23 protein-coding genes, 1 tRNA gene and 1 pseudogene are annotated in these 24224 nt (G+C 57.4%); 12 read left to right on the top strand and 13 right to left on the bottom strand.

Annotated elements, in window-relative coordinates:
- Positions 1-56: 56 nt before the first annotated feature.
- The 4 genes from KOL70_RS14560 (at position 57) to KOL70_RS14545 (ending at position 3971) form a co-directional block, all read left to right on the top strand.
- Positions 57-1358 (top strand): anaerobic C4-dicarboxylate transporter, encoded by a 1302-nt coding sequence (locus KOL70_RS14560; RefSeq protein ID WP_104187997.1) that lies wholly within the window; start codon positions 57-59, stop codon positions 1356-1358.
- An 86-nt stretch (positions 1359-1444) separates the two neighbouring features.
- On the top strand, positions 1445-3142 hold the full coding sequence (locus KOL70_RS14555) for a protein-disulfide reductase DsbD (protein ID WP_215480819.1): 1698 nt from the start codon (positions 1445-1447) through the stop codon (positions 3140-3142).
- A 66-nt stretch (positions 3143-3208) separates the two neighbouring features.
- Positions 3209-3787: a transcriptional regulator gene (locus KOL70_RS14550; protein WP_021507771.1), complete on the top strand. Its 579-nt coding sequence runs from the start codon at positions 3209-3211 to the stop codon at positions 3785-3787.
- A gap of 108 nt (positions 3788-3895) precedes the next feature.
- Positions 3896-3971 (top strand) — tRNA-Phe (locus KOL70_RS14545).
- Between the two features lie 84 nt (positions 3972-4055).
- Here the strand turns inward: KOL70_RS14545 and KOL70_RS14540 are convergent.
- Entirely contained in the window at positions 4056-4355 is a 300-nt protein-coding gene (locus tag KOL70_RS14540; protein WP_058774900.1) for a helix-turn-helix domain-containing protein, read from the bottom strand.
- Entirely contained in the window at positions 4342-4707 is a 366-nt protein-coding gene (locus tag KOL70_RS23605) for a type II toxin-antitoxin system RelE/ParE family toxin (RefSeq protein WP_256445332.1), read from the bottom strand. The genes KOL70_RS14540 and KOL70_RS23605 overlap by 14 nt, the downstream gene beginning before the upstream one ends.
- 405 nt (positions 4708-5112) lie before the next feature.
- On the opposite strand from KOL70_RS23605, the pseudogene KOL70_RS14530 reads away from it, so the two are divergent.
- Positions 5113-5367: pseudogene (locus KOL70_RS14530) on the top strand (LysR family transcriptional regulator); the annotation flags it as partial.
- A 94-nt stretch (positions 5368-5461) separates the two neighbouring features.
- Here the strand turns inward: KOL70_RS14530 and KOL70_RS14525 are convergent.
- Together KOL70_RS14525 and KOL70_RS14520 are read right to left on the bottom strand one after the other, a co-directional pair.
- A complete protein-coding gene (locus KOL70_RS14525; protein WP_215480817.1) occupies positions 5462-6631 on the bottom strand; it encodes a Gfo/Idh/MocA family protein in 1170 nt (389 codons plus the stop codon).
- A gap of 10 nt (positions 6632-6641) precedes the next feature.
- Positions 6642-7565: a TIM barrel protein gene (locus tag KOL70_RS14520; RefSeq protein ID WP_215480816.1), complete on the bottom strand. Its 924-nt coding sequence runs from the start codon at positions 7563-7565 to the stop codon at positions 6642-6644.
- Between KOL70_RS14520 and KOL70_RS14515 the strand changes: the two genes are divergently transcribed.
- Complete coding sequence (locus tag KOL70_RS14515; RefSeq protein ID WP_193751842.1) at positions 7564-7734, top strand: hypothetical protein; 171 nt, start codon at positions 7564-7566, stop codon at positions 7732-7734. The genes KOL70_RS14520 and KOL70_RS14515 overlap by 2 nt on opposite strands.
- 29 nt (positions 7735-7763) lie before the next feature.
- Here the strand turns inward: KOL70_RS14515 and KOL70_RS14510 are convergent, their stop codons facing one another.
- Positions 7764-8783, bottom strand: a complete 1020-nt coding sequence (locus KOL70_RS14510) for a LacI family DNA-binding transcriptional regulator (RefSeq protein WP_215480815.1) — start codon at positions 8781-8783, stop codon at positions 7764-7766.
- Positions 8784-9103: 320 nt separating this feature from the next.
- Here KOL70_RS14510 and KOL70_RS14505 point away from each other — a divergent pair, with 320 nt between their 5' ends.
- Entirely contained in the window at positions 9104-9988 is an 885-nt protein-coding gene (locus KOL70_RS14505) for a sugar phosphate isomerase/epimerase family protein (RefSeq protein ID WP_021507777.1), read from the top strand.
- A 115-nt stretch (positions 9989-10103) separates the two neighbouring features.
- Here the strand turns inward: KOL70_RS14505 and KOL70_RS14500 are convergent, their stop codons facing one another.
- Complete coding sequence (locus KOL70_RS14500; RefSeq protein ID WP_215480814.1) at positions 10104-11114, bottom strand: Gfo/Idh/MocA family oxidoreductase; 1011 nt, start codon at positions 11112-11114, stop codon at positions 10104-10106.
- Positions 11115-11214: 100 nt separating this feature from the next.
- On the opposite strand from KOL70_RS14500, the gene KOL70_RS14495 reads away from it, so the two are divergent.
- From KOL70_RS14495 to KOL70_RS14485, 3 genes are all read left to right on the top strand, one after another.
- Entirely contained in the window at positions 11215-12234 is a 1020-nt protein-coding gene (locus tag KOL70_RS14495; RefSeq protein ID WP_021507779.1) for a LacI family DNA-binding transcriptional regulator, read from the top strand.
- Positions 12235-12335: 101 nt separating this feature from the next.
- Positions 12336-13217, top strand: a complete 882-nt coding sequence (yghU, locus tag KOL70_RS14490) for a glutathione-dependent disulfide-bond oxidoreductase (RefSeq protein WP_021507780.1) — start codon at positions 12336-12338, stop codon at positions 13215-13217.
- Positions 13217-13507, top strand: a complete 291-nt coding sequence (locus KOL70_RS14485) for a DUF1330 domain-containing protein (protein WP_127833588.1) — start codon at positions 13217-13219, stop codon at positions 13505-13507. Before yghU ends, KOL70_RS14485 begins: the two co-directional genes overlap by 1 nt.
- Positions 13508-13582: 75 nt before the next feature.
- On the opposite strand, the gene KOL70_RS14480 is transcribed toward KOL70_RS14485, so the two are convergent.
- Entirely contained in the window at positions 13583-14677 is a 1095-nt protein-coding gene (locus tag KOL70_RS14480) for a YncE family protein (RefSeq protein WP_021507782.1), read from the bottom strand.
- 205 nt (positions 14678-14882) lie between these two features.
- Here KOL70_RS14480 and KOL70_RS14475 point away from each other — a divergent pair, with 205 nt between their 5' ends.
- A complete protein-coding gene (locus KOL70_RS14475) occupies positions 14883-15812 on the top strand; it encodes a glycosyltransferase family 2 protein (RefSeq protein ID WP_058770051.1) in 930 nt (309 codons plus the stop codon).
- Positions 15813-15841: 29 nt separating this feature from the next.
- Here the strand turns inward: KOL70_RS14475 and KOL70_RS14470 are convergent, their stop codons facing one another.
- From KOL70_RS14470 to KOL70_RS14445, 6 genes are all read right to left on the bottom strand, one after another.
- Positions 15842-17089, bottom strand: coding sequence for an O-antigen ligase family protein (locus KOL70_RS14470; protein WP_371824659.1), 1248 nt, complete (start codon positions 17087-17089; stop codon positions 15842-15844).
- On the bottom strand, positions 17090-18058 hold the full coding sequence (locus tag KOL70_RS14465; protein WP_058770050.1) for a glycosyltransferase family 8 protein: 969 nt from the start codon (positions 18056-18058) through the stop codon (positions 17090-17092). It lies immediately after the preceding gene.
- Positions 18059-18266: 208 nt separating this feature from the next.
- A complete protein-coding gene (locus tag KOL70_RS14460; RefSeq protein ID WP_021507786.1) occupies positions 18267-18944 on the bottom strand; it encodes an SDR family NAD(P)-dependent oxidoreductase in 678 nt (225 codons plus the stop codon).
- Positions 18941-20131, bottom strand: coding sequence for an exo-alpha-sialidase (locus KOL70_RS14455; RefSeq protein ID WP_215480813.1), 1191 nt, complete (start codon positions 20129-20131; stop codon positions 18941-18943). The genes KOL70_RS14460 and KOL70_RS14455 overlap by 4 nt, the downstream gene beginning before the upstream one ends.
- Before the next feature lies 1 nt (position 20132).
- Positions 20133-21554, bottom strand: coding sequence for a sodium:solute symporter family protein (locus KOL70_RS14450; RefSeq protein ID WP_125311526.1), 1422 nt, complete (start codon positions 21552-21554; stop codon positions 20133-20135).
- Positions 21555-21864: 310 nt separating this feature from the next.
- Positions 21865-23103, bottom strand: a complete 1239-nt coding sequence (locus tag KOL70_RS14445; protein WP_031279748.1) for an MFS transporter — start codon at positions 23101-23103, stop codon at positions 21865-21867.
- 418 nt (positions 23104-23521) lie between these two features.
- Here KOL70_RS14445 and KOL70_RS14440 point away from each other — a divergent pair, with 418 nt between their 5' ends.
- Positions 23522-24121 (top strand): hypothetical protein, encoded by a 600-nt coding sequence (locus KOL70_RS14440; protein WP_215480812.1) that lies wholly within the window; start codon positions 23522-23524, stop codon positions 24119-24121.
- The last annotated feature ends 103 nt before the right edge of the window (positions 24122-24224 follow it).

Below are 24224 nucleotides of genomic sequence, written 5' to 3'. Positions count from 1 at the left end.
TTTTGACGTCTATAACTAAAGTGGCTGCGTGTGGCGGCACTTCAGGGAGTGAAACTATGGTAGTGGTGGAATTGCTCATCGTCCTGCTGGCGATCTGGCTGGGTGCGCGCCTCGGCGGCATCGGCATTGGCTTTGCCGGCGGTTTAGGCGTGCTGGTGCTGACGCTGGTTTGCGGCATGAAACCCGGCGCGATCCCGTTTGATGTCATCGAGATCATTATGGCGGTGATTGCGGCCATCGCCGCGATGCAGGTGGCCGGCGGCATGGATTATCTGGTCGGGCTGGCGGAACGCCTGCTGCGCCGCCATCCGCGCTATGTCACGTTCCTCGCGCCGCTGGTGACCTATGTGATGACGCTGCTGGCGGGTACCGGGCACACCGCTTTTTCAACTCTGCCGGTGATTGCGGAAGTCGCCAAAGAGCAAGGCGTACGCCCTTCGCGCCCGCTGTCGATAGCCGTAGTGGCGTCGCAAATCGCCATCACCGCCTCGCCGCTTTCGGCCGCGGTGGTATTTTTTGCCTCGATTCTTGAACCGCGCGGCGTCAGTTATCTGGCGCTGCTCGGCGTCGCGCTGCCTGCCACCATGCTGGCCATTTTCTGTGCCGCCGTGATCACCAACTTCCTCGGCAAAGAGCTCAAAGAAGATGACGTCTACCAGGCGCGCCTGGCGAAAGGTGAAGTGACGCTGCGCGGTGAGCAGGTTTATCACATCAAGCCGGGAGCCAGACGCGCGGTGCTGCTATTCCTGATCGGTATTGCGGCGGTGGTGCTGTACGCGACGGCAATCAGCGACAGCGTGGGCCTGATCAGCAATCCGGTGCTGCCGCGTAACGAAGCCATTGTGGTGTTTATGCTGACGGTTGCTACGCTGATTTGCCTGACCTGCAAAGTGGAAACCGGTGAAATCCTCAGTGCCAGCACGTTTAAATCCGGCATGAGCGCCTGTATCTGCGTGATGGGCGTCGCCTGGCTGGGCGATACCTTTGTCAAAGCGCACCTCAGCGACATCCAGACGCTGGCCGGCGACATGCTGCAGAGCTATCCGTGGATGCTGGCGCTGGTGCTGTTCTTTGCTGCCACGCTGCTCTACTCGCAGGCGGCCACCACCAAAGCGCTGATGCCGGCGGCACTGATGCTCGGCGTGTCGCCGCTGGCGGCGGTCGCCTCCTTCGCCGCGGTGTCCGCGCTGTTCGTGCTGCCCACCTACCCGACGCTGCTGGCCGCGGTGGAGATGGACGACACCGGCTCGACCCGCATTGGAAAGTACGTGTTCAACCACTCGTTTATCATTCCCGGCGTACTGGCAATTACCTTCTCGGTGGCGTTTGGCTTCCTGTTCGGCAGCCTGATCCTGTAGCGTCGTGGTTACATCCTGAAAACCTCGTGGCGCAGCGGCCGTGTTATCATCGCGGCTTCTTCGCCACCGGAGCTGATTAATTCGTCATGGCTGCTCGATTTTCCCGCCTGCTAAGCCTGTGCCTGGCACTGCTGTTTTGCCTGTCGGCACAGGCCAGCCTGTTCTCGCCCACTACCAATAACCGCTTTGTGCCGGTCGATCAGGCCTTTGGCTTTGATTTCAGCCAGCAGGGCCATCAGCTGACGCTGAGCTGGAAAGTGAAGGACGGCTATTACCTCTATCGCCAGCAATTCCACATCAGCGCGCAACACGCGCAGCTGGCGCCGGTCACGCTACCGGCGGGCCAGCCGCACGAAGATGAGTTTTACGGCAAGAGCGAAATCTATCCGCAGGACGTACAGCTGCCGATCACCCTGCGCCAGGCCGATGCCGGTGCAACGCTCAGCGTGACCTATCAGGGCTGCGCCGCGGCCGGTTTCTGCTATCCGCCGGAGACCCGCTCGGTGCCGCTGACGGCGATGGCTGCCGATAGCGCCGCGCCGGTAATCGCGGCATCACCGGCCGCTCACCGCACGCCGCTGCCGTTTTCGCCGCTGTGGGCGCTGCTGATTGGCATCGGCGTGGCCTTTACGCCGTGCGTGCTGCCGATGTATCCGCTGATCTCCGGCATCATTCTTGGTGGCCAGCGCCGCTACTCGCTGGGCCGGCTGTTCGCCCTCGCACTGGTTTACGTGCAGGGCATGGCGCTGACTTACACCCTGCTCGGTATGGTGGTGGCAGCGGCGGGGCTACGTTTCCAGGCTGCGCTGCAGCATCCTTACGTATTGATCGGCCTCTCCGTGCTGTTTGTGCTGCTGGCGCTGTCGATGTTTGGCCTGTTCACGCTGCAGCTGCCTGCCAGCCTTCAGACGCGTCTGACGCTGTGGAGCAACCGTCAGCAAGGCGGCTCGCTGGCGGGCGTGTTGATGATGGGCGCACTGGCAGGCCTGATCTGCTCACCCTGCACCACCGCGCCGCTCAGCGCTATCCTGCTGTATATCGCGCAGAGCGGTAATCTGTGGGCCGGTGCCGGCACGCTGTGGCTGTACGCCTTCGGCATGGGACTGCCGCTGATTGCTGTAACGATGTTCGGCAACCGGCTGCTGCCGAAAAGCGGTCCGTGGATGCAGAGCGTGAAAGAGGGTTTTGGGTTTGTGATTCTGGCGCTGCCGGTGTTTCTGCTGGAGCGCGTGCTGGGCGATATCTGGGGACTGCGGCTGTGGAGTCTGCTCGGCGTGGCATTTTTTGCCTGGGCGTTCAGCCTGAGTCTCAGCGCGCGCGGCACAGCGCGTGTGCTGCCGATCATCATGCTGGCGGCCGCGCTGGTGGTGGCGCGCCCGCTGCAGGACTGGGCATTTGGCAGCAGCAGTACGCAAAGCGTCGCGCACCTGCCGTTTCAGCGCATCAGCAGCAGCCAGCAGCTGGACAGCGCATTACAGCAGGCGCAGGGCCGTATCACCATGGTCGATCTCTATGCCGACTGGTGCGTGGCCTGCAAAGAGTTTGAAAAATACACCTTCAGCGATGACGGCGTGCGCAGCGCCCTGAGCAACGTGCAGCTGCTGCAGGCTAACGTGACAGCCAATAACGCGCAGGATAATGCGCTGCTGCAGCATCTGCAGGTGCTTGGCCTGCCGACCATCCTGTTCTTCGATGCGCAGGGCAAAGAGATTGCCGATTCACGCGTCACCGGCTTCCTTAACGCCGCGGATTTCCGCGCCCATTTGCACAATCTGCCGCGTTAAACGAAACTGGTTGCACGACACTGCCCGGGCGCACGCGTTCGGGCCCGCATTCCGGAGGAGAGTCTTTTGCAACGCGAACAGATCCTTGAGCATGCGCTGAATGTGCTCGAACAGAGCGGCCTGGCCGCGACTACCTCGCTGCAGCAGCTGGCTGGCGAAAGCGGCCTCGCCAGCGATCAGCTGGAGCGCTACTGGCCCGATCGCGATGCCCTGCTGTATGACGCGCTGCGCTTTCACGGCCAGCAGATCGACAGCTGGCGCCGCCAGGTGCAACTGGATGAGCGCCTCAGTGCGGCACAAAAGCTGCTGGCGCGTTACGACGTGCTGGCAGAGCACGTCAGTAAAGGCCGCTTTCCTGGCTGCCTGTTTATTGCCGCCTGCAGTTTCTATCCCCAGCCGGATCAGCCGGTGCACCAGCTCGCCGAACAGCAGAAGCGCAGTTCCTGGCAGTTCACCCATGAAATCCTCGTCGACCTGGCGCTGGACAACCCCAGCATGGTGGCCGATCAGATGGAGCTGATCCTCGAAGGGTGTCTGAGTAAGCTGCTGGTGAAGCGCAACGTGCAGGATGTCGCTACCGCGCGGCGTCTGGCTGAAGATGTGCTGAGCATCGCGCTGTGCCGGCAAAACGGCGCGCTGGCGTAGGCTTTTTGTTCACCCTGCCTGAAAAGCAGGCAATCAGTCACGATTGCTACGCTTTTTTTACGAAACCCGTTGACGGCTGTGAGCCATTAGGGTTTAATGCGCCCCGTTGCCCGGATAGCTCAGTCGGTAGAGCAGGGGATTGAAAATCCCCGTGTCCGTGGTTCGATTCCGCGTCCGGGCACCACTATTCAGAAAACCCAGCCTTATGGCTGGGTTTTTGCTTTTCTGCGCCGGCAGAATCGCTCACCCTGCAGCCTGGCAGAAACTCTTAAAGCTGGAAAATCCGCCCGTCACCGGCTGGCAGTTCAACGGTTACACTCAATTTTCCGCCTAACGCCTCAACGTATTTTTTCAGGCTGGAGAGTTTCAGTTCGTCACCACGCGCCTCGATGGCTGCAATAGCAGGTTGCGAAACACCCATCTTTTCAGCCAGTTGTACCTGTGAAAGCGCCAGTTCTTCCCGCAGCTGGCGCAGACGAATCTCGATGATTTTTTCCGCCGCCTTATTTCTGATGCGCGCCTGTGATTCAGGCGAACGCTGAGCAATCAGGTCTTCAAGTTTTGGCATGATTCATCTCCTCCAGATGCTGTTGATACACGCGGTCAGCCAGTTTAATCATCGCCTGATAAAAGCGCCGCTGATGCGTTCCGGTTTTGTTTCCCGCGCAGAGCACAATGGCCCGTCTGACCGGATCGAAGGCAAAAAACGCACGAATCGCCCGGCCATTACTCTGAACACGGAGTTCTTTCATATTGGAAAAACGCGACCCGACGAGGGTATCAACATCAGGCCGCCCTAACGTGGGCCCGAACTCCCTGAGAACCGCCAGGCTGGCCAACACATCCTCAATCATCGCGTCATCCTGCGCCTGCAGCCATGTGGCAAAGCGCGCGGTGGTTTCTACCTTCCAGCTGTTCAAAATCACCTCATATAACCTGTAGTTTATAGCGCTCTGATATAAACCGGAAGTTATATTGAAAAGATGACCTGTATCATGCCGGATGCCAGCATCGCTGTGGACGTGCTCAGCTTGTGCGGAGTACCTGAAAAAACTGCAATCCCATGCAATATCGATTAGCTCCATTACGACCCTGACTGCTTCGGCCCCATTTGCGCGACGCGTCGCACACTTTTGCGATTGCGCCCAAACCTTTCCAGCGAATTGCGCCACCGGTCACGCCGCGTTGCGCGTGTCGATGTTAAAAAAATGTTAATCTTAGTACCTGCCTGCCGTCGTGGCTTTTGTTCTTAACTCTGCGTCTGCTGCATCTCACCGTGCCGGACGCTTTTGATACACCGAATCGTGTCGCCAGAGGGAGTAATCGTGAACCTTCGTCGCCTTAAATATTTCATCAAAATCGTCGACGCGGGCAGCCTGACGCAGGCCGCTGAAAGTTTGCATATTGCGCAACCAGCGCTAAGCCAGCAGCTTGCCACGCTGGAGGGAGAAGTGAATCAGCAGTTACTGATCCGCACCAAACGCGGCGTAACGCCTACCGAAGCGGGGAAAATGCTTTACCATCATGCCTTCACTATTTTGCATCAGTGCGAACAGGCACAGCGCGCCATTGACCAGATCGCCGCAGCAACTGCAGAAGGCATGCGCAGCGGCTCCCAATAAAGCACGGATGCCGCCCCGCTGCCTCGCACTCCGGTTAAATTTCGTCAGCTAATTAGCACTCAACCCACACCGCACCGGCATCCGCCGATTTGACACACTGTTCCACCCAGCGTACCCCCATCAGCCCGGCGTGCACGTCCGGATACCAGAAGTCCTGCAGGAAGGCGTGATCGCCGCGGTCGGTGGCGTCCATCGCCAGCGCAAAACGGCGATAGAGATTCGACCAGGCTTCAAATAATCCTTCGGGATGGCCGCCACCAATACGGTCATCGGCCAGCGCGCTGGCGTGCAGATAACCCATGCCGCGCTCAAGAATCTGCACCGGCTCGCCCTGCACTTCATAGCGCAGCTGGTTTGGCTGTTCGTCCCACCACTCCAGACTGGCTCGGGCCCCCACAACGCGAATTTTCTGGCCGTGCATCGATCCGCAGTTCACCGCTGACGCCCACAGCGTACCGACCGCACCGTTGTCGTATTCCATCATCACGAAGGCGTTATCTTCCAGCGGCGCACGCGAGGCCACAAAGCTCTGGCGGCTGCACAGCAGACGTTTTATTTGCAACTGCGGCAACAGGGTTTCAGCGATAAACAGCGGATGGGTGGCCAGATCGCCCAGCACATAGCTCGGGCCGACAAAACGCGGATCGACGCGCCATTTGGTGCTGGCATTCTGTAATTCGACCGCTTCGTGATGAAAGCCGTGAGCAAACTGCATGTTCACAATGCGGATCTCACCCAGCAGCCCGTCAGCAATCATGGTGCGCGCCTGCTGAATCAGCTGATGCCCGGCATAACCGTAGGTCACGCCGATGATCTTCTGCTGCGCTTTACACAGTCGCTGCAGTTCCTCAGCTTCAGCGGAGGTGAAACACAGCGGTTTTTCACACACCACGTGCAGCCCGGCGCTGAGCGCAGCGCGGCAGATAGCAAAATGCGTATTGTTTGGCGTGGCGATGGAGACGGCTTCAATGCCATCAGCACGCGCGGCTTCCGCTTTAAACAGGGTTTCGTAATCGCTATAGCAGCGCTCGGCCGCCACGCCCAGCGCGCGACCAAACGCTTGTCCGCGCTCCGCATCAATATCAAACGCACCCGCCACTAAGGTGAAGTTGCCGTCGCGTAAAGCAGCGGAACGGTGGATGTAACCGATCTGGCTGGTGCCGCCGCCGCCCACCATGCCCCAGCGCAGCGCGCGATCCAGTACTTTGCTCCCGTTAATCATGCTGTTCTCCTCAGAATCCGATGGAATGCAGGTAGTGCAGGCTGGCCGTGACGTCCTTCAGACTGGTGGCGGCATTGCGCGGATCGCGCTCCTGCTCGATGGTGATCCAGCCCTGATAGTGACGTTCAGCGAGAAACGCCCGCAGCGCCGGGTAATCAATCGCGCCCTGGCCAAGCGGGCACATCACGCCCTCGGCACAGGCAGTGAAAAAGTCGACGCCGCGCGCAATCACATCGCGCCAGACGGCCGCATTAATGTCTTTGAAATGCAGATAGTCGATGCGCGACCAGTAGCGTTGCAGCCAGGTCTGCGGATCCATGCCGGAATAAAAAAGATGGCCGGTATCGAGACACAGTCCGGCGACCTCGTGCGGGATGTCCTGTACCAGCTGTTCCAGTTCATCAGCAAACTCAATGCAGCCACCGGCATGAGGATGAATCACCGGTCGCACGCCGTAATCGTGCCAGGCGATGTGACTGAGCTGAGTGATGTGCTGCATCATGCGCTGCCAGTCCGCGGGTGCCAGACGTGGCGCTTTCTCCGTCTGGCCGGCAAATTGCGCCCGCTGCGGGTTGCCGAAATCGATAATCACCAGATAGGGCGCGGGCCGGTTATCACCGTGCGTGCGTGCCGCGCACGGCACCTGCGACAGGTTGCGGCAGATGTTGTGTGTCAGCTCAACCATCGCCGGGAAATTCGCCTCGCTGACCAAATCATCGAAAATAGTGCCGGCCACCAGCGACAGCTGATGTGCTTCCAGCTGCTGGCGCAGTTCGGCGGCATCGGTCGGCAGATAGCGCCACGGCCCGAGTTCAATGCTGCGGTAACCGGCCTGGGCCGCCTCGCGCAGCACCGTTTGCCATGGTGGCAGGAAAGAATTGTCAAGATCGTCTACGCCCCAGCTGCAGGGCGCATTGGCAATATGTAGGGTCATGATGGTTCCTTATGATGAGGGCTGGCGTCAGTATCAAATAGATATTTCACCAACCTCAATCATGGAACTTTCATTCTTTGATAGCGATCATAAATTTAATTATCAAATTTTTGATAATTTTTTATCAAATGCTGTCGTCATGCGCGCTGGCGTGGCTGTCGCCCGGTGAGCGATAACAAAGGGTGACTGCGCAACGCCTCAGACATTTTCCCGCATGACGATCTCAAACGGCAGGGTGACCTGAGAAAAATGGTCGCTGCGCTCAGCGTGACGTTGCAGCACGGTTTGCGCCAGCTGTCGTGCCATGTCAGCGATCTGATGGCGCAGCATCACCGTGATGGTGCCATCTATCAGCGCCAGGTCGCCGTCATTGACCGGGCCGTGACAAATCAGCGCCACCTTCCGCTGCGGCCGCTCACGCAGCGCCTGAACGACCCCTTCAATGCCACCGCACGGCGCGTAAATCAGCGCCAGATCGGCATGTTGCTCCAGCAGCTGGCGGGTCGCCTGATAACCACCGGCAATCGATTCGTGGGTTTTGAGCGGTTCCAGCACGCGCCGCGCACTGTCCTGCTCGCGCAGATACGAGCGAAAACCACTCTCGCAGTTCTCCTGACAGATAAAGCGGTGATCCCCCAGCAGCACGCCCGCCGGACCCGGCTGATGCAGCAGATGGCTGGCGATCCAGCCCGCGCTGCGCCCGGCTTTCTGATTATCCAGGCCGAAATAGCCAGCATGCCCACAGGGCGAAAAGTCAGAAAACAGCGCGTAGACGCGCACGCCCTGACGCGAAACATGTGCTATCGCGTGGCGGATCAGCGGATGATCCAGCGCCACCACGCCGATAGCCTCCACCTGCTCAGCCAGCCGGTAGAGCGAATCCACCACCGCTGCCACCTCATCAATCTCGTGCCAGACAAACAGCGGCTCGCTGCCGGCCGGATGAAATGGCTGCGTCTGCTGGCGCAGCGCATCGGTTAGCGTTTGATAAAAAGAGTACGAAGCCGACAGCAGGATAAACCCCATGCGCAGCGTCACGCCGTCGCTCTGCGTGCTGAGCGGGGCGTGGCTGCTGCGGTAGCCCAGCCGGTGCGCCGCTGCCAGTACTTTCTGTTCGGTCTGCGCCCGCACCGGCGCGCGGCGATTGAGCACCCGGTCCACGGTGGCGATCCCCACCCCGGCAGCGGCGGCAATCGCGCTCATGGTAATTTTGCTCATCGTTAAGCCCTTTAATGATAATAAACTATCAAAAATAATGCCTGATGTTATGCTTTCACGCCATATAAGCCGGTCGTTATCCCTCAATTAATGAGTAAATCCTCTCATTCTTTTGATCGCTGTCGCACAAACACCATCATTCGTTTCATTTCTCACGCAAATAGAATAATTATTTGGCAAAAGATTGCCGCAGCGGGCCGCCGGCACTGATGGAAATGCATCAGCAAAGCATTAGAGCTGGTGCCGGGCTGTTTTTATAGTTGACGCGACACCAGCCGCCGATTGCGGTGGTGGGTAACGTAACGCGCAGGAGAACAACAATGAAAATCGCTTTTGATGTGGATGTTATCCGCGATCTCGGCATCACGCGTATGGTGCATCAGGTCGCGGAGTGGGGTTATAAATACATTGAACAGTCGCCGCATCCGCAGATCAATCCGTTCTATAAACACCCAAAAGCCAGCCGGGAGATCATGCGCGAGTACAAAAATGCGCTCAACGCTACCGGACTGGAAATCTCCTCGTTTATCACCGTCTATCGCTGGTCGGGACCGGATGAGCTGCGGCGCCAGGCGGCGGTGAAAAACTGGAAGCGCATGATTGAGATTGCCGTGGAGATGGGCGTGCAGGTGATCAATACCGAACTTTCCGGTAACCCGAACGAGCCCGAAATCTGCGAAGAGATGTTCTATCGCTCAATGGACGAGCTGCTGCCGATTTTCGAGCGTGAGGGGATTCGCGTGGAAATTCAGGCGCATCCGTGGGATTTCTGCGAAGAAAGCAATGAAACGGCCGATATCGTCAAGTCGTTCCGCAGCGACAACGTCAAATACATCTACAGCGCACCGCATACGTTCTACTATGACAAGGGCAAAGGCGACGTGAAGAGCATGCTGCATTACGCTGGCGACGATCTGTCGCACATGCTGATTGCCGATACCATGAACCACACCAAACATTGTCGCTACATCGTTAACCCGCCGGGCGTCGATGCCACCATCCACCAGCACGTGGCCGTTGGCGAAGGTGAGGTGAATTTCGACGCGCTGTTCGAAGCGCTGCGCGAGATGGATTTCGCTAACCGCCACTATAAAGTGGGCGGCGAGTCGATTATCTCCGCCGCGCTGTTTGGCTATCCGGAGAAGATGAAGTATCAGGCGGTGGAAACCCGCGAGCTGATTGAGCGCGAGCTGCTGAATCTGTAAGTTGCATGCACAATCAGCCCCTTTCCCGCCAATGACAGATGGGCGCACCATCAGCCCCCTCTCCCGCCTGCGGGAGAGGGTTGGGGTGAGGGCAAACGCCATCGCCCACTCCCCATCAAACCGTCACCCACTCCACCTCCACAAACTCGCCGCGCGTCAGCGACAGCTGCGCTGCTTCCGCGATGGCCTGCGCGCGCAGCCCGTCAATCAGCCCCGGCAGACCGGCCACTTTCTCGCCGCCAAGATGGCGCACAAACGCATCGAGATGGCTGTAATAGGTCTCCTGTACCCGGCTGAACCAGTCCGCATACAGCCCCGGCTGGCGGATGTGCTGCCCCTGATACAGCGTTGCACCGTGCACCGCCTGGCTTTCCGACGCCAGCATGCCCAGGCTGCCCATCACGCTGATGCGCTCGTCATAACCGTAAGCGGTACGACGGGCATTATCGAGCTGCACCAGCGCGCCCTGCTGCAGGCGCATAATCAGCACTGAGGTATCGACGTCAATGTCGCGGATCGCCGGCATCGCCAGCGCGGCACCGAGCGCGCCCACGGTGACCACTTCATCCTCAGTTAACCAGCGCAGCAGATCGAAAAAGTGGATGGCCTGGTCGCGCATCTGTCCGCCGGACGCCTGCAGATAGCTCAGCGGCGGCAGTTCAGAGGCGCGGCACACCATCTGGATGAGCTCGCTGCGCCCAATCACGCCCTGCTGCAGCTGGGCTTTCAGTTGTGCATGGCTGCGATCAAAACGCCGATTGAATCCTACCGTCACCGGCACCTGCAGCGGGGAGATGCTGGCTACTACTTCCCGGGCGCGTGACAGCGACAAATCGATCGGTTTTTCACAGTACACCGCTTTGCCCGCCAGCACCGCCTGCTCCAGTAGCGGTGCGTGGGTCGGCGTCGCACTGGCAATCAGCACCGCATCAATGGCCTCACTGCTCAGCGCCTGCGGCACGCTGGCGGCCCGCGCCCCAAACTGCTCTGCCATCGCAGCGGCGCGCGCGGCGTCGATATCGCACACCAGCGCCAGCTCAACGCCGGGATGGCGCGCCAGGTTTGCGGCATGCACCTGGCCAATAAATCCACAGCCAATCAAGGCAAAACGTTGCGCACTGCGCATGATAACGCTCCTGTTGCTCACACTTCGGCATCGTCGGTCTTGTCAAAATATCGCTTTCTGGCAGGCTGTCTGAACGCGGTTTTTGATGGAATTCACTCAGATGAAAACAATGACGCTGGCCGAACTGGCTAAGCGGGTGGGCGTGGGCGTCGCCACGGTGGATCGGGTGCTGAACGACCGGGGCGGCGTGTCGCCCGCGATGACGAAAAAGATTTTACTGGCGGCGCGCGAAGCGGGTTTGAAACGCATCCTGCCGGAGGAACACCGCCACGCATGGCAAATAGAGGTGCTGCTGAGCGGTAACGGTTCCTTCTTCTTTCAACAGCTGGCGCAGGATTTTGCCCGGCTGGCGGATGAGCTCGGCTATCGTCGCCTGCGGCTGCACCGCACGCTGATTCCGGAGCATGCGCCCGAAAAGCTGGCGGCGCATATCGAAGCCAGCAGCAAAAAGATGGACGGGCTGATTGTTTTCGCCCATGAAAATCCGCTGATTTACGCGGCGCTTGAGGCCTGTAAAGCGCGTGGCGTACCGGTCATCACGCTGGTGGCCGATCTGCCTGATGCGCCGCGCCTGTGCCATGTCGGTATTGACCAGCTGAAGGCCGGACGCACCGCCGCGCTGATGCTCGGCAGCATGCTGCCTGTGGCGGGAGATGTGGTGCTGGTTAGCGGTCGCGCTGATTACGCCGCGCACCGTCTGCGCATCGAAGGGTTTCAGGCAGTGCTGGCGGAGCGTTTCCCGCATCTGCGGCTGCGGGAGATCATCGCAGGCCAGGACGAGCGCGAGCGCATCAGCCGGCTGCTGGAGAAAACGCTGGCCGCATCGCAGCAGATTGTCGGCTTGTACAATACCGGCATGGGCAACACGCAGATTCACGAAGCGCTGGCGCGCCATCGGCTGTGCGGCAAGGTGGTGTATGTGACGCACGAACTTTACCAAACCACCCGTGAGCTGCTGGCCAAACGCGTGCTGACGCTAACGCTCGATCAAAACACCCTGCGTCACGCACAACTGGCGCTGACGCTGCTGCTGCGACATCTGGAAGAGGGTGAGCAACCAGAGACCTATCAGCCCGGCAAAGTCGACTTTATGCTGTTTACGCAAGAGAATTTTGCCTGATTCGACTTTGTCTTTTATCGCCAGCGCGGTTAAATCGGCGTGATAGCGTGCTGCTACACTCAGTAGCAGCAAAAATCTTCTCATAACAAGGCGAACGCATTATGTCGGAAAATCAGTATCAGCCCGCGAAAGTCTGGACCTGGGACCCGGAAGCCAAAGGTAACGGAGCAAAGACTAACCGTCCAACCGCCGGGCCGACGCATGAGCAAACGCTGCCGGTCGGTAAGCATCCGCTGCAGCTCTATTCGCTGGGGACGCCAAACGGCCAGAAAGTGACCATTCTGCTGGAAGAGCTGCTGGCGCTCGGCGTGCAGGAAGCGGAGTATGACGCCTGGCTGATCCGCATCGGCGACGGCGATCAGTTCTCCAGCGGCTTCGTTGAGGTTAACCCCAACTCAAAAATTCCGGCGCTGCGCGACCACTCGATCACGCCGCCACTGCGCGTGTTTGAATCCGGCAATATCCTGCTCTATCTGGCAGATAAATTCGGCCACTTTATTCCCTCTGACGTGGCGGGCCGCACTGAAACCCTGAACTGGCTGTTCTGGCTGCAGGGATCCGCGCCCTACCTTGGCGGCGGTTTCGGCCACTTCTATCACTACGCGCCAGAAAAAATTGAATACGCCATTAACCGTTTCACGCTGGAGGCCAAACGTCAGCTTGATGTGCTGGATCGCCAGCTGGCGGACCACCGTTTCCTCGCCGGCGACGAATATACCATTGCCGATATCGCGACCTGGCCGTGGTACGGCAATCTGGTGCTGAATAACCAGTACGGCGGCGGCGAATTCCTCGATGTGCAGTCGTACAAAAATGTGGTGCGCTGGGCAAAAGAGATTGCCGACCGTCCGGCGGTGATCCGCGGGCGTAAAGTGAACCGGGCATTTGGCGCCGAGCCGCAGGATCAGCTGCTGGAACGGCACGATGCGAGCGATTTTGATACCAATACTGAAGACAAGCGTCAGGCGCGAGGCGAACAATAATGGCCGCATATGTCGTTATGATTAAAGACGAAACGCTGGATAAAGATGAGCTGGCCACCTATTCGCAGAAAGCCGGCGCGGCGCGTGGCGATCACCACATCACGCCACTGGCTTTCTACGGCGATCTGGAGGTACTGGAAGGGCGCGATGCTGAAGGCGTGGTGGTGCTGCAGTTTGAAGATGTCGAGGCCGCCAAAGCCTGGTACTTCAGCCCGGCCTACCAGGAAGCCAAAGCGCATCGCCTGAAAGGCGCCAACTACCGCGTACTTCTGGTGAACGGCGTGGCGTAATGGATGACGTAACCCATTGCTAAGCACGGGTTATCTGCGGCGCGATCCCTCGCGCCGCGATTCAACCCAGCGCGGTTAATCCAGCGTAATCCGCACCACACTATCCGGCCCTTGCGGCGAGCGATCTTTATTGAGTCCCTGCTTCACCGTCACGTACAGCGTCTGACCATCTGGCGACACCAGCAGGCTGTTAGGGTGGGTCGGCAGCGTCCAGCTATTTTTCACTGCGTAGGTCGTCGCGTCCAGCTGCAGCACTTTGCCGCCGAGTCGCTGGCTGATGTAAATCTCGTTGCGCTTCGCATTGAATTTGATGCCAAGCGAATCGCCGACATCCAGGCGTTTGATCACCTTACCGCTGCGCTCATCGAACACCAGCGTGGTTTTGCCCTTAGAATTGTCAGTGACGTACAGGCGGCCATTGGCGGCATCTTCGGCCAGATTTAACAGCAGATACTCCTTGCCATCGCCTGGCGTCCAGCGCTGCTCAATTTTGTGACTGCGCGGATTAATCACCAGCACTTCGCCACTGCCGTTCGCCGCGTAAATACGGTCGGTTGACGCCGAATAGAGCAACCCTGTCACCCACTTACCGGCGTTTTTGATGGTGGTTTTCAGCCGCAGCGTATTCGCATCGACCACCCAAATCATCGCCGGATTCTCAATCGCACCGATGTACAGCAGGCCGTCATGCAGCAGGATTTCACGCGCGCCAACCGGATTGCCTTTGTCGTTTTTCAGGCCAAACAGCAGACGCTGCAGCACTTTACCGCTTCTGGCGTCCACTTTCGTCACGCCACCGTCCAGCGTGTTGGTAATGTACAGCACGCTGCCGTCCGGTGAAGCCGTCATGCCAAAGTTTTTCAGATCGGTATGGGTTTCGCCCAGCGTCGCCAGCGTGCGGGCATCCAGGCGATACAGCACGCCACCGTTGACGGTTTTAAACGCCTGCGCGCTGGCCACATACAGCGCAGCCGGATCGCCCGGCACATAAGCCATTTCATACAGGCCGTCGCCCAGTTCACGCTGCTGTACCTTCTCCGCTGCCGCTGGCTTAGCCGCGGCGGCAGGCGCTACTGATTTTTTAGCCGGCGCCTGACAGGCGCTCAGGCTCATGGCTGCCAGCAGCGCCAGAGCCAGCGCGGTGGCGCGCGGGCGTAATGATGAAGTCATTGCTGTCTCCGGTAAGGACTGATGGGTTACCTGCGCGAGCAGGAAGCATAAAAAGGAATGAGAATCATACGCATTATTGTATCAGTCGTAAATGTGCCTGATCGGCGGCAGCAGGCGCAGAGCTGCGCTGCGTCAATGCCCTCCCCTCAAATTGCCACTTGTAGTATGCTTGACGGCATTCCTGCCTCAGATGTTGACTTAAAAAATGATGGTTCCTGACTATTTAATCAGTGTGTTGCTAACGGCCCATAACAGTGAAAAATTTCTGCCTGACACGCTGGCGAGTTTAGAAAAGGCCTGTCATGGTGTTGAGCAGTATATTGAATTTATTCTTATCAATGACGCATCCGTCGACAACACAGCAGCGTTAATCGATGATTTTTCCCGGCGGCATCCGCAGGCGAAAGTATTTAATATTGATTACCGCAACATTGGCCGGGTGCGTAATTTTGGCGTTCAGCAGTGCAGCGGTGAATATATTACGATGCTGGATGGCGACGATCAGTTGCTGGCCGACGCCCTCACCGATATTGTCCGCTACCTGAAAAGCCATCGTCCCGACGCACTGTTCACGGCGCTTAATGAGGTATACGAATCCCGGCCTCAGCACATCACGTGGCAGGGCCTGCAGGCGGAAACACTGTCACGGCATCAGGCCATTGAAAAATTCCTGATCCATCGCGATTTGCAGGCGCACTTTATCGGTCAGTTTATTAAGCGCACCATGCTGCTGGCACATCCCTTCCCGGATTATACCTGCTACGAGGACGCCTGGCTTTTCCCGGAAATCCTGGTCAGCAGTGATGCAATCGCTTATAGCCGCCAGAGCCCTTATCTCTATTTTAAACGCGGCAACAGCTTATCCAGCCAGCTGGATAAACACAAAATTTCACTCTTAGTGAGCGCAACGCAGCATATGGATGAGGTGTTGCAGGAGCGCTATCGTAATCTGCTATCCTGCCACTGGATTAATATTGCACATAAACATCGGCAAGCCCTGGATAATCCTGACGACAGGAAGCAGGTTATTGAGGCGATCACTAAAATCAGGCCACTGTCTTTTCTTTTCGATAGTAAAATCAGAACCAGCTTTAAAAAGAAATATCTGGCTCTGAAGTTAAACAAACCGCTGTAATAACCGGGCGCTATGCCGGCGCCGGTTTATCAGGACGATGCTTTCTCAGGCGGATGAATCATGGCATAGCTGATGATAATCGCCATCACCAGGATTAGCACCGAACCACTCTGAATTAACACCGTGTCGGTCAGCCCAAAGATGATAATTGACAGCGGCAGCAGCGTTAATCCGGCGACGCCGCGGCGTGCGGCTACTATCAGCAGCACGAGGTAAAAAATCAGCAGGGAAAGTGCGCCAGCGATCCCCTGCAGCGAAAGCGTTTCAAGGAAATCATCGTGCAGGTGATACATGACGTTTTTATACGCTTCGGGATTGTGGCGCTCATGCTGCGTGATGTATTCCCGCGCTTTTGCCGTGCGCTGATCCGGACTTTGCCCCGGCAGCGACCACGAAACGCTGTGCCAGCCGCCTTTCCAGATAGAGAAACGGGCGCCAATCGAGGTGTTATTGTTGGTCTGATAAGTATCAACTTCATTGTGGATGCTGTCTAAGCGCTGCCAGACGCTTCCCGGCATAAATAAAGCGCCCACGATAATAAACAGCGCTAACACCACCAGCGAAATTTTACCCGCCCAGCGATGGGTAAAATAAAACCAGGCCAGATAAATCAGTGGCAGTGTTAATACGCCGGCGCGTGACTCGGTCAGAATCATCAGCATCATATTCACGACAAAAACCGCGCTGAATAAGATCATTTGTCCGCCGCGATGGGTGATGACCCGGTGGCCGGTGTACAAAGTACAGAGCGCCAGCGCGGTAATCAGATAAGAGACGGTACCGGCGGAATCGGTCAGCAATCTGATGCGGGTCAGCGTTTTTGCGTGTTCACTGATAGCGAAACCTAACGTCACCAGCAGCCCGACAAATAAGATGGCGCTGCAGGTTATCAGGAGTGGACGGCTAAGATAGTGGCGCCAGGCGATGATAAAATAGCTGAGAAAAGCCGCGATAATAAACAGCTTACCGCCCTGGAAGTAGTTATTCACCACGTCACTGAATTCAGCGTGGGAAAACATCTTTGCCCAGATGAGCCTGACCAGCCCAATGAACAGCAGCGGAAGCGCTACCGTTATGGCCGTTTTATCTGTTAGCCACTGTTTTTTCACCCCCAGAATTACTAAATACAGAGCCACCAGATAACTGGAAAAATAGAATATTTTGCGCGGTAAGGCTTCAACCACCAGTGACGACGCCAGCGCGATACTCAGCAGCACAAAACAGAGCTGGTAAATATTTTTTCCCGTCATCAGCTGGCGAAAAGCGTGAGCTTGCACTTAACAATACCTCATCTTGATATGTTTCAGGCGCCACAGCATGGCCTGCCACCATCTTTTTTGACGAAAAAGCGACTTATACATTCTTTTTGCCTGCTGCGCATTGGCTGGCTGGTCAAACGCCATGGTGGACAGCGGTGAATCCTGATAAATATCGCGATAGTGGTGAACCACAAACTGTTGATTCCATACCTGCCAGGGCTTATCCGCACCGGCATAATGAATCAGGCAGGTTTCCGCCGGCACGTCGAGCGTATAGCCACGATCGTCATGGGCCAGCATGGTCAGGGTATTGAAGCGAGGAGAAACAAAGGTCACTTTATCTTCCAGTAAAATATTCAACGCATCCTGGTCGAGATACTGGAAGTTTCGCCCGTGTTCGGACAGTAAAGTAAACGCGCGTTCGCTGATATTGCCAGCGCGCCATTGCGCCACATCAATCAGCATCATGCCGGCGTTAAAATAGCGCTCGCCGCGCAAGCCGGCATTCTTCGCCAGCACCGGCTGCAGCGAGGCAATTTCACCGACCACCAGCGCAACCGCCTCGGGGCCGGTCGGGATCTGCCACAGTTCATTGAGCGGATTAATGCACACCATATCGGCATCAAGATAGAGCAGTTTTTCCGCCTGCGGCAAAATCAGCGGTGCCAGAAAGCGATAGTAGGTCGCACGGGTAAAAAGTTCGGTGACCGGCAGCGTGGCAAACAGCTGGTCCGGCAGATGATGCAGCGTCACGCCGTGGCGCGATCCCTGAAACAGCCTGGCGAGCCGGGGGTTATCGGCCGGTGTCAGTTCTGAAGAGATCAGATGGAAATGATAAACGCGGTCTCCGGCGTGTTTCATGATGGACAGAATCGTGATTAGCGCATGCGCTTTAAACTTTCCGTCAACGCCAAAAACAATATGTTGATCGCTCTGTACCAGAAAAAGTGGTTCGGCGTTTATTTCCTGAAGAACATCATGATTCATTGCGCGCTTCTCTGCTGCGGAGCGCTACACTCCGTAACCACTTAATATGTAGACAATAAAATTGGGTTTACCAAAACGGTGAAAAGATTACCATTTTGGTAAACCCAAAGAAAGCGTAGCACGCTAAGCCAGGAGTTTTCGCAGACGAGACATAATCAGCCTCTCCCATCCTGTTTTTACGATGGGAGAAGCACGCTGGAGAATAAAACTACAGCGACGCGCCGCCGCAAATTACCAGCTCCTGTCCGGTAATGGCAGCGGCAGCCGGCGACAGCACAAAACCAGCCAGCGCGGCCACCTCTTCGGGATGGATATAGCGTCCGATAGGCGGCAGTTTCGGCGGCGAGCTGGCGCGGTCCGGCTGCAGCAGCATCGGCGTGGCGGTGGCACCGGGGGCGATCACGTTGACCGTAATGCCCTGCGGAGCCAGTTCGGCGGCCCAGCTGCGCGCCATGCCCACCATCGCCGCCTTGGTGCTGACATACTGGCTGCGATTCGCCGCGCCGCGTGACGTGCGGCTGCCGAGCAGCAGGATACGATCGCCGTGGCCCATCTGCGGCAGCAAGGTGTTGGCCATGATTTGCGCCACCTGCACGTGCAGATACCACAGCCGCGCCCCCTGCTCTTCCTCCAGCTCACCCAGCGGCGCGGCCAGCATCATGCCTGCCGCGTGCACCAGCGCATCCACCTTCGCCAGCCCGGCCAAAGCCCGTTTCAGCTGACCGGCGTCAAACAGGTCGACGCTGACGGAGGTAAACGCCGGATGATCTTTCTCCACCGGCGTACGGCTAAAACCGGTGACCTGCCAGCCCTGCGTCAGCAGCTCATCGGCAATCGCCGCACCAATGCCGGAACTGACACCGGTCACCAGCGCATGGCGGCTCATGCTTTGTCCCTCACCCAGTTCTCCTCCACGCGCACGTACTTGATGGCCTGGCGAAAATAGGTGTAGGCAATGTGCAGTGCGCCGTCCGCGCTCTGCTTAATGCTGGGATAGGAGAACTCACGGTTCAGTTTCTGCTGTGAATTGTTGGTCATGCAGTAGCCGTCCCCCTCATCCAGATTACGCTGCCAAGGCCAGCTCACTCCGCCATCGGCAGAAATAGCCAGCGTCATCGGTGCGCGCGGAGCCCCCCAGAAGGCGGTGTGTGCGCCCTGAACCACCGGCTGCGCCGCCACGGCCACCGCGGCGTCATCTTCGTCTTCGATTTCGTCGTACAGTGACAGGCGACGCTCGCTGGCATCACGTGCGCTCATGGCGTTAAACACCAGCGCCAGATGGCCGTTGTGCAGCGTAGTCACCTGAATCGATGAGTTATTATTTGGCAGATCGGTTGCCTGCGGCGCGCTCCAGCTTTCACCGCCGTCGTCCGAACGACTCTGGTAGATATAATCAGCCCAGCGGCTGCGATACAGCGCCAGCAGGCTGCCATCCTGCAGCAGCGTAATGTTCATGTGCACGCAGCCGAGGCTGTCCGGCACCGCCACATCGCGCCAGCGCTGTCCTTTGTCACTGGAGATTTTCACCGCGCTGATGTCATCATTGCCCACCCATTTCACTCCCGGCTGGGTGCGACAATAGAACACCGGCAGCAGCCAGTTGCCGTTCGGCAGCACCACCAGCGGCTGGCGGATAAACGTGCCCGGCTGATCGAGCAGCGTATCGATGGCACTCCAGCTGTGACCCAAATCGTGTGACTGGCGATAGCGCACAATTGCCGTGTCCTGATTGCCGGACTTTTGCGCGGTCCACAACAGCCACAGCACGTTATCCGGATCGAGAAACAGCACCGGATTCTGTTCCGATCGCGCCGGATCGTCGGATAACTGTTGAGGATCGCTCCACTGCGCGCTGCCCTGCGCCAGCCGCGAGCACCACACCGAAATATCCGCGATGCCTTCCTGCGTGCCGCCAAACCACACGCACAGCAGGTCGCCGTTTGGTAACGGCAGCAGATTAGCGGCGTGGTTCTGCGGACAGACCGAAGGCAGCATCGCCGTGAGCTGCTGCGCGTCCTGCGCGTGCGGATGAAGCTTACCGTTACGTTCGACGGTAATGGTTGAGTCGGTCATGTCAGGCTCCACTGTTTTGCATTGATGAATCAGGTGCATTTTTGCGCTGCGGCTGGCGTGACGGGATCAGGCGGTCAATCAGCATGATCACCGCCGGTGTGACCAGCGCGACGTACATATTGTTGATGCCGAACGGATCGCCCAGCAGATACCACAGCGAGGTCATGACGCAGGCACCAATCAGGCCGGCGTTCGCGCCGCGCGTACTTTTATAAAACGGCAGGTAGAAAGCGATGATCGCCACCACCGAAATTGACAGGCGGATGGCGCGGGTAAAGAACGATAGCTTCAGCACTTCCGGTACGAACAGCACGAAGATCAGCGGCAGAAAACCGATCAGCAGTGACAGCCAGCGCGTCATGCGAAATTCGCGTTCCGGCGTCGGATTACGATATGGCACATAAAAGTCCTTCACCACCAGCGAAGCGATGGCCAGCGCCACGGTGCTGACGCTGACAAAAATCGACGCCACCAGCGAGGTGGTGACAATCCCTGCCAGCCACGGGCTCATGTCCTGCAGGAACACCGGCAGCGCGTACAGACTGTTGATCTCCGGATGCAGATACTTTGCCGCCACGCCAATCAGCGCAATGGCGATGGCAATCGGCATACAGAAGAAGAAGGCGACCCAGGTGGCGCGCTTCGCAGACGCCGCGCTTTTGGTCGAGGCGATAGCCTGAATCACAAACTGGGTGCAGAAGATCGACCCGATGGTGCCAATCATCCAGGCAAAAATGGTGCTGGCGCCCACGTTACCGTCCCAGGTCCAGTAAAAGTGCGGCATCTCTTTGATCATCGGGCTGACGCCGCCCGTCATGTGCAGCGCCACGCCGAGAATGACCAGAATACCGATATATTTCAGGCCGCTGTGCAGCAGCGTCACCCAGGCGATGCCTTTCATGCCGCCGAACATAAAATAGAAGGTGCTGACCAGCGCGGTGATCACCGCCGCCGTGGTGAGATCAAGGTTCAGTACCGTAGAGATCGCCGCCGCACCGCTGACATAGTTACCGACGTTCACCAGCAGCAGCGCGTAGATCATGATGATAGAAATAATATTTTTGGTGGAGTTGCCATAGCGCTCGGCAATCGCGCCGGAAATGGTAATTTTGCCGGTGTTGTAGATGCGTTTGACCAGCAAAAAACCAAACAGCGGAAAGCCGATAGCGGCACCGATCACCGACCAGGACGCGGCAAAGCCATCCTCAAAGGCCGCCTGCGCCGTACCGATGGTTGACTTGGCGCCAATGTATTCAGACATCAGCATCACGCCGACCACAAACGCTGGCATCACGTTTGAACCCGCCATAAAGTCGCCGCTGTTTTTACTGCGCAACCGCCAGGTCAGCCAGGTGGTGAACAGGATGTAGGCAATGACAATCCCGACAATAATCACCATCCCTTCTGCAGAGAACTGTTTCATGTTCGCCTCATTGATAACGTAGGGTCGTGGTGCGTGCCGGGCTTCACACGCACCGTTAATGAGGCGGCCATGATTATTGTTGTTGCGTCGCTGCGCTGGCTACCCCGCACCGTGCAAAATGATTTACTTCACTCAAAAATGAATAAATTTACGCACAGGCAGGGCAATTTATAGATTAACTGGCGCTTAATTAGTTTGATCATGCTCACAAACAGTCAAACGTGATTAATAATAATCAAACCTGGCTGTGTGAGATAGCGAGGCAGACTGCGTGCCTGGCCACGGCCACCGCGCCGGGCAGCCGCGAACGTCAGGCGAGACTGTCGTTTTCCAGTTTCTGCCGTTTGCGCAGATGAGGGAACAGCGCCATCCACAGCGCCACGACCACCAGGGTGCCGACACCGCCAATCGCCGCTGCGGGCACCGCACCGAACCATGCGGCCAACAGGCCGGATTCGAACTCCCCCAGCTGGTTAGAGGTATTAATGAAAATGGCGTTGACCGCGTTGACGCGCCCGCGCATCTCATCCGGCGTGTCCAGCTGCACCAGCGCGCCGCGAATCACCATGCTCACCATATCGAAGCCGCCGAGTGCCGCCAGCGCCAGCAGCGAGAGCCACAGCTGCGTCGATAGCGCAAATACCAGCGTAGCCAGACCAAAACCGGCTACCGAGCCAAACATGATCATGCCCACGTGCTTTTCCAGCTTGTGACGGCTGAGCCACACACCGACCAGCAGCGCCCCGACCGACGGGGCACCGCGCAGCATGCCCAGCCCCCACGGACCGGTATGCAGAATATCCTGGGCGAAGATCGGCAGCAGCGCCGTGGCGCCGCCCAGCAGCACGGCAAACAGATCGAGCGAGATCACCCCAAGCACATCTTTGCGCTCGCGGATGAAGCGGACACCGGCAAACATGGTGCTGAGGCTGGCCGGAATACGTGCCTGCGGCGGTCGTTCGTAGCGCAAACGGCTGACCAGCACAATCGACAGCAGATAGAACAGCGCCGAAACACCGTACACCACCTCCGGCCCGGCCACGTACAGTAAGCCGCCCAGCGTCGGACCGACAATCACCGCCGCCTGACCGCCCACCGAGCTGGCCGCCATGGCGCGCGCGAGGATGGGCGGCGGTACCAACGCTGGCAGCATTGAGGTGATTGCCGGCCACTCCAGCGCTTTGGCCAGCGAAATCAGGAACACCAGTCCCCAGATTTCAATCCGGCCCGCCCAGTGCAGCAGCGTCAGCGCCACCAGCCCGAGCAGCGCCAGCCACTCAATCAGCTGCCCCAGCAGCACGATGCGGCGACGGTCATACTGATCCGCAAGGTGACCCGCCGGCAGCGCCAGCAATACCGAAGGTAAAAATTGCATCAGACCGATCATGCCCAGCGCCATAGCACTGTGGGTAAGCGCATAGATTTGCCAGCTGACGGCCACGGAGAACATCTGAAAACCAAACGATGAACAGGTACGTGCCAGCCAGAAGGCGACGAACGACCTGTGTCGCAGCAGCGAATCTTCCGCTGCGGTGACCGGTGAACCCATAGTTTTATCCCATCCTGAAGCAGAACCGGCCGGCGTCATGGCACCGGCCTGGTGAAAAGCCACCATCGGCTTTCCTTATGTTTTTCACGTCATAGAGTGCGATAACTGACCGGGGCAGGCAATGGCTGGATGTGCGCTGTAAAAACAGGTGCTTATCCGGATTGACAGTTAAACATGGCGTTCTGAATATTAGCAGACTGATTGTTTTACTTTGAAAATAGCCGAATCATTCCAGATAATTCAGTAAAGCGTTAATTAATGCCTGGCCAATCCTTTTTATCTCTTTATCAGAAACAGCTAAAAAAGGTGATCTTTGCCGGCGAATCGATCTATATTGCCCCCTGTGATAATCACAGCAGTCTTCCCGTCCTTATAATAATTAAGACGCTATCGTTCATTAATTTATTCATAGAGATAAATGGAAAACAATTCATACCATCCTTATGTCACTGAGCGTGTCTGTCGCTTCGACGGCACACCTATCGGCGCATGCTATTCAGCGTCCTTAATGCATTGCGTGCCGGAGCGTGATGCATTACTTCATGAAGGCGAGATAATTACCCAACATTATCAGTCAGCGGATGCTGCGGGATTAATAATTATTCCACTGGCGGGAAATAGTGTGATGTCCTTTTTGCATGACGTGGATAATTATTCCAGCCTGCAACATGAGAATGTAAGGCTGGCGATCAACTATGCCACTTTACGTCAGGCAGGATCCGCCTTACGCGCTGTGGCGTCTCGTTTTTCCTTCTGGCTTTACGATCTCGCGCCGCCGGGAACCGAGTGGAAAAATATTACCGATTTTCCCTTCAGCGGTATTGTTCTGAGCGATGACTTCTTCCGTGAAAATTATCTCAAGTTCAGCTTTCCTTTTCTGCTCGCTTCGCTGCGGGAAACACAAGCAGAGGTAATATTACGTACGCCTCAGCTCAAATTACCGGCCGAAGATTACCTGCATTTACAGCTAAGCGGCTGGCAAACGCAGCGGAGCTGTCATCCGCTCTTCCCGGGGTAAACGTTTACACAAAATTCTGCGCATCGGCGTTATCACCCGATTACGCCGGACAGGATGGTGCAATATCCTCATAAAATGTCGTGTCACTGCCTGATAAAAAGAG

Origin of the sequence: Pantoea sp. B270 (genome assembly GCF_018726825.1) — a bacterium.
Lineage (GTDB): Bacteria > Pseudomonadota > Gammaproteobacteria > Enterobacterales > Enterobacteriaceae > Pantoea > Pantoea dispersa.
The sequence above is the reverse complement of the archived record's forward strand: the minus strand, read 5'-3'. Positions and strand labels throughout refer to the sequence as shown.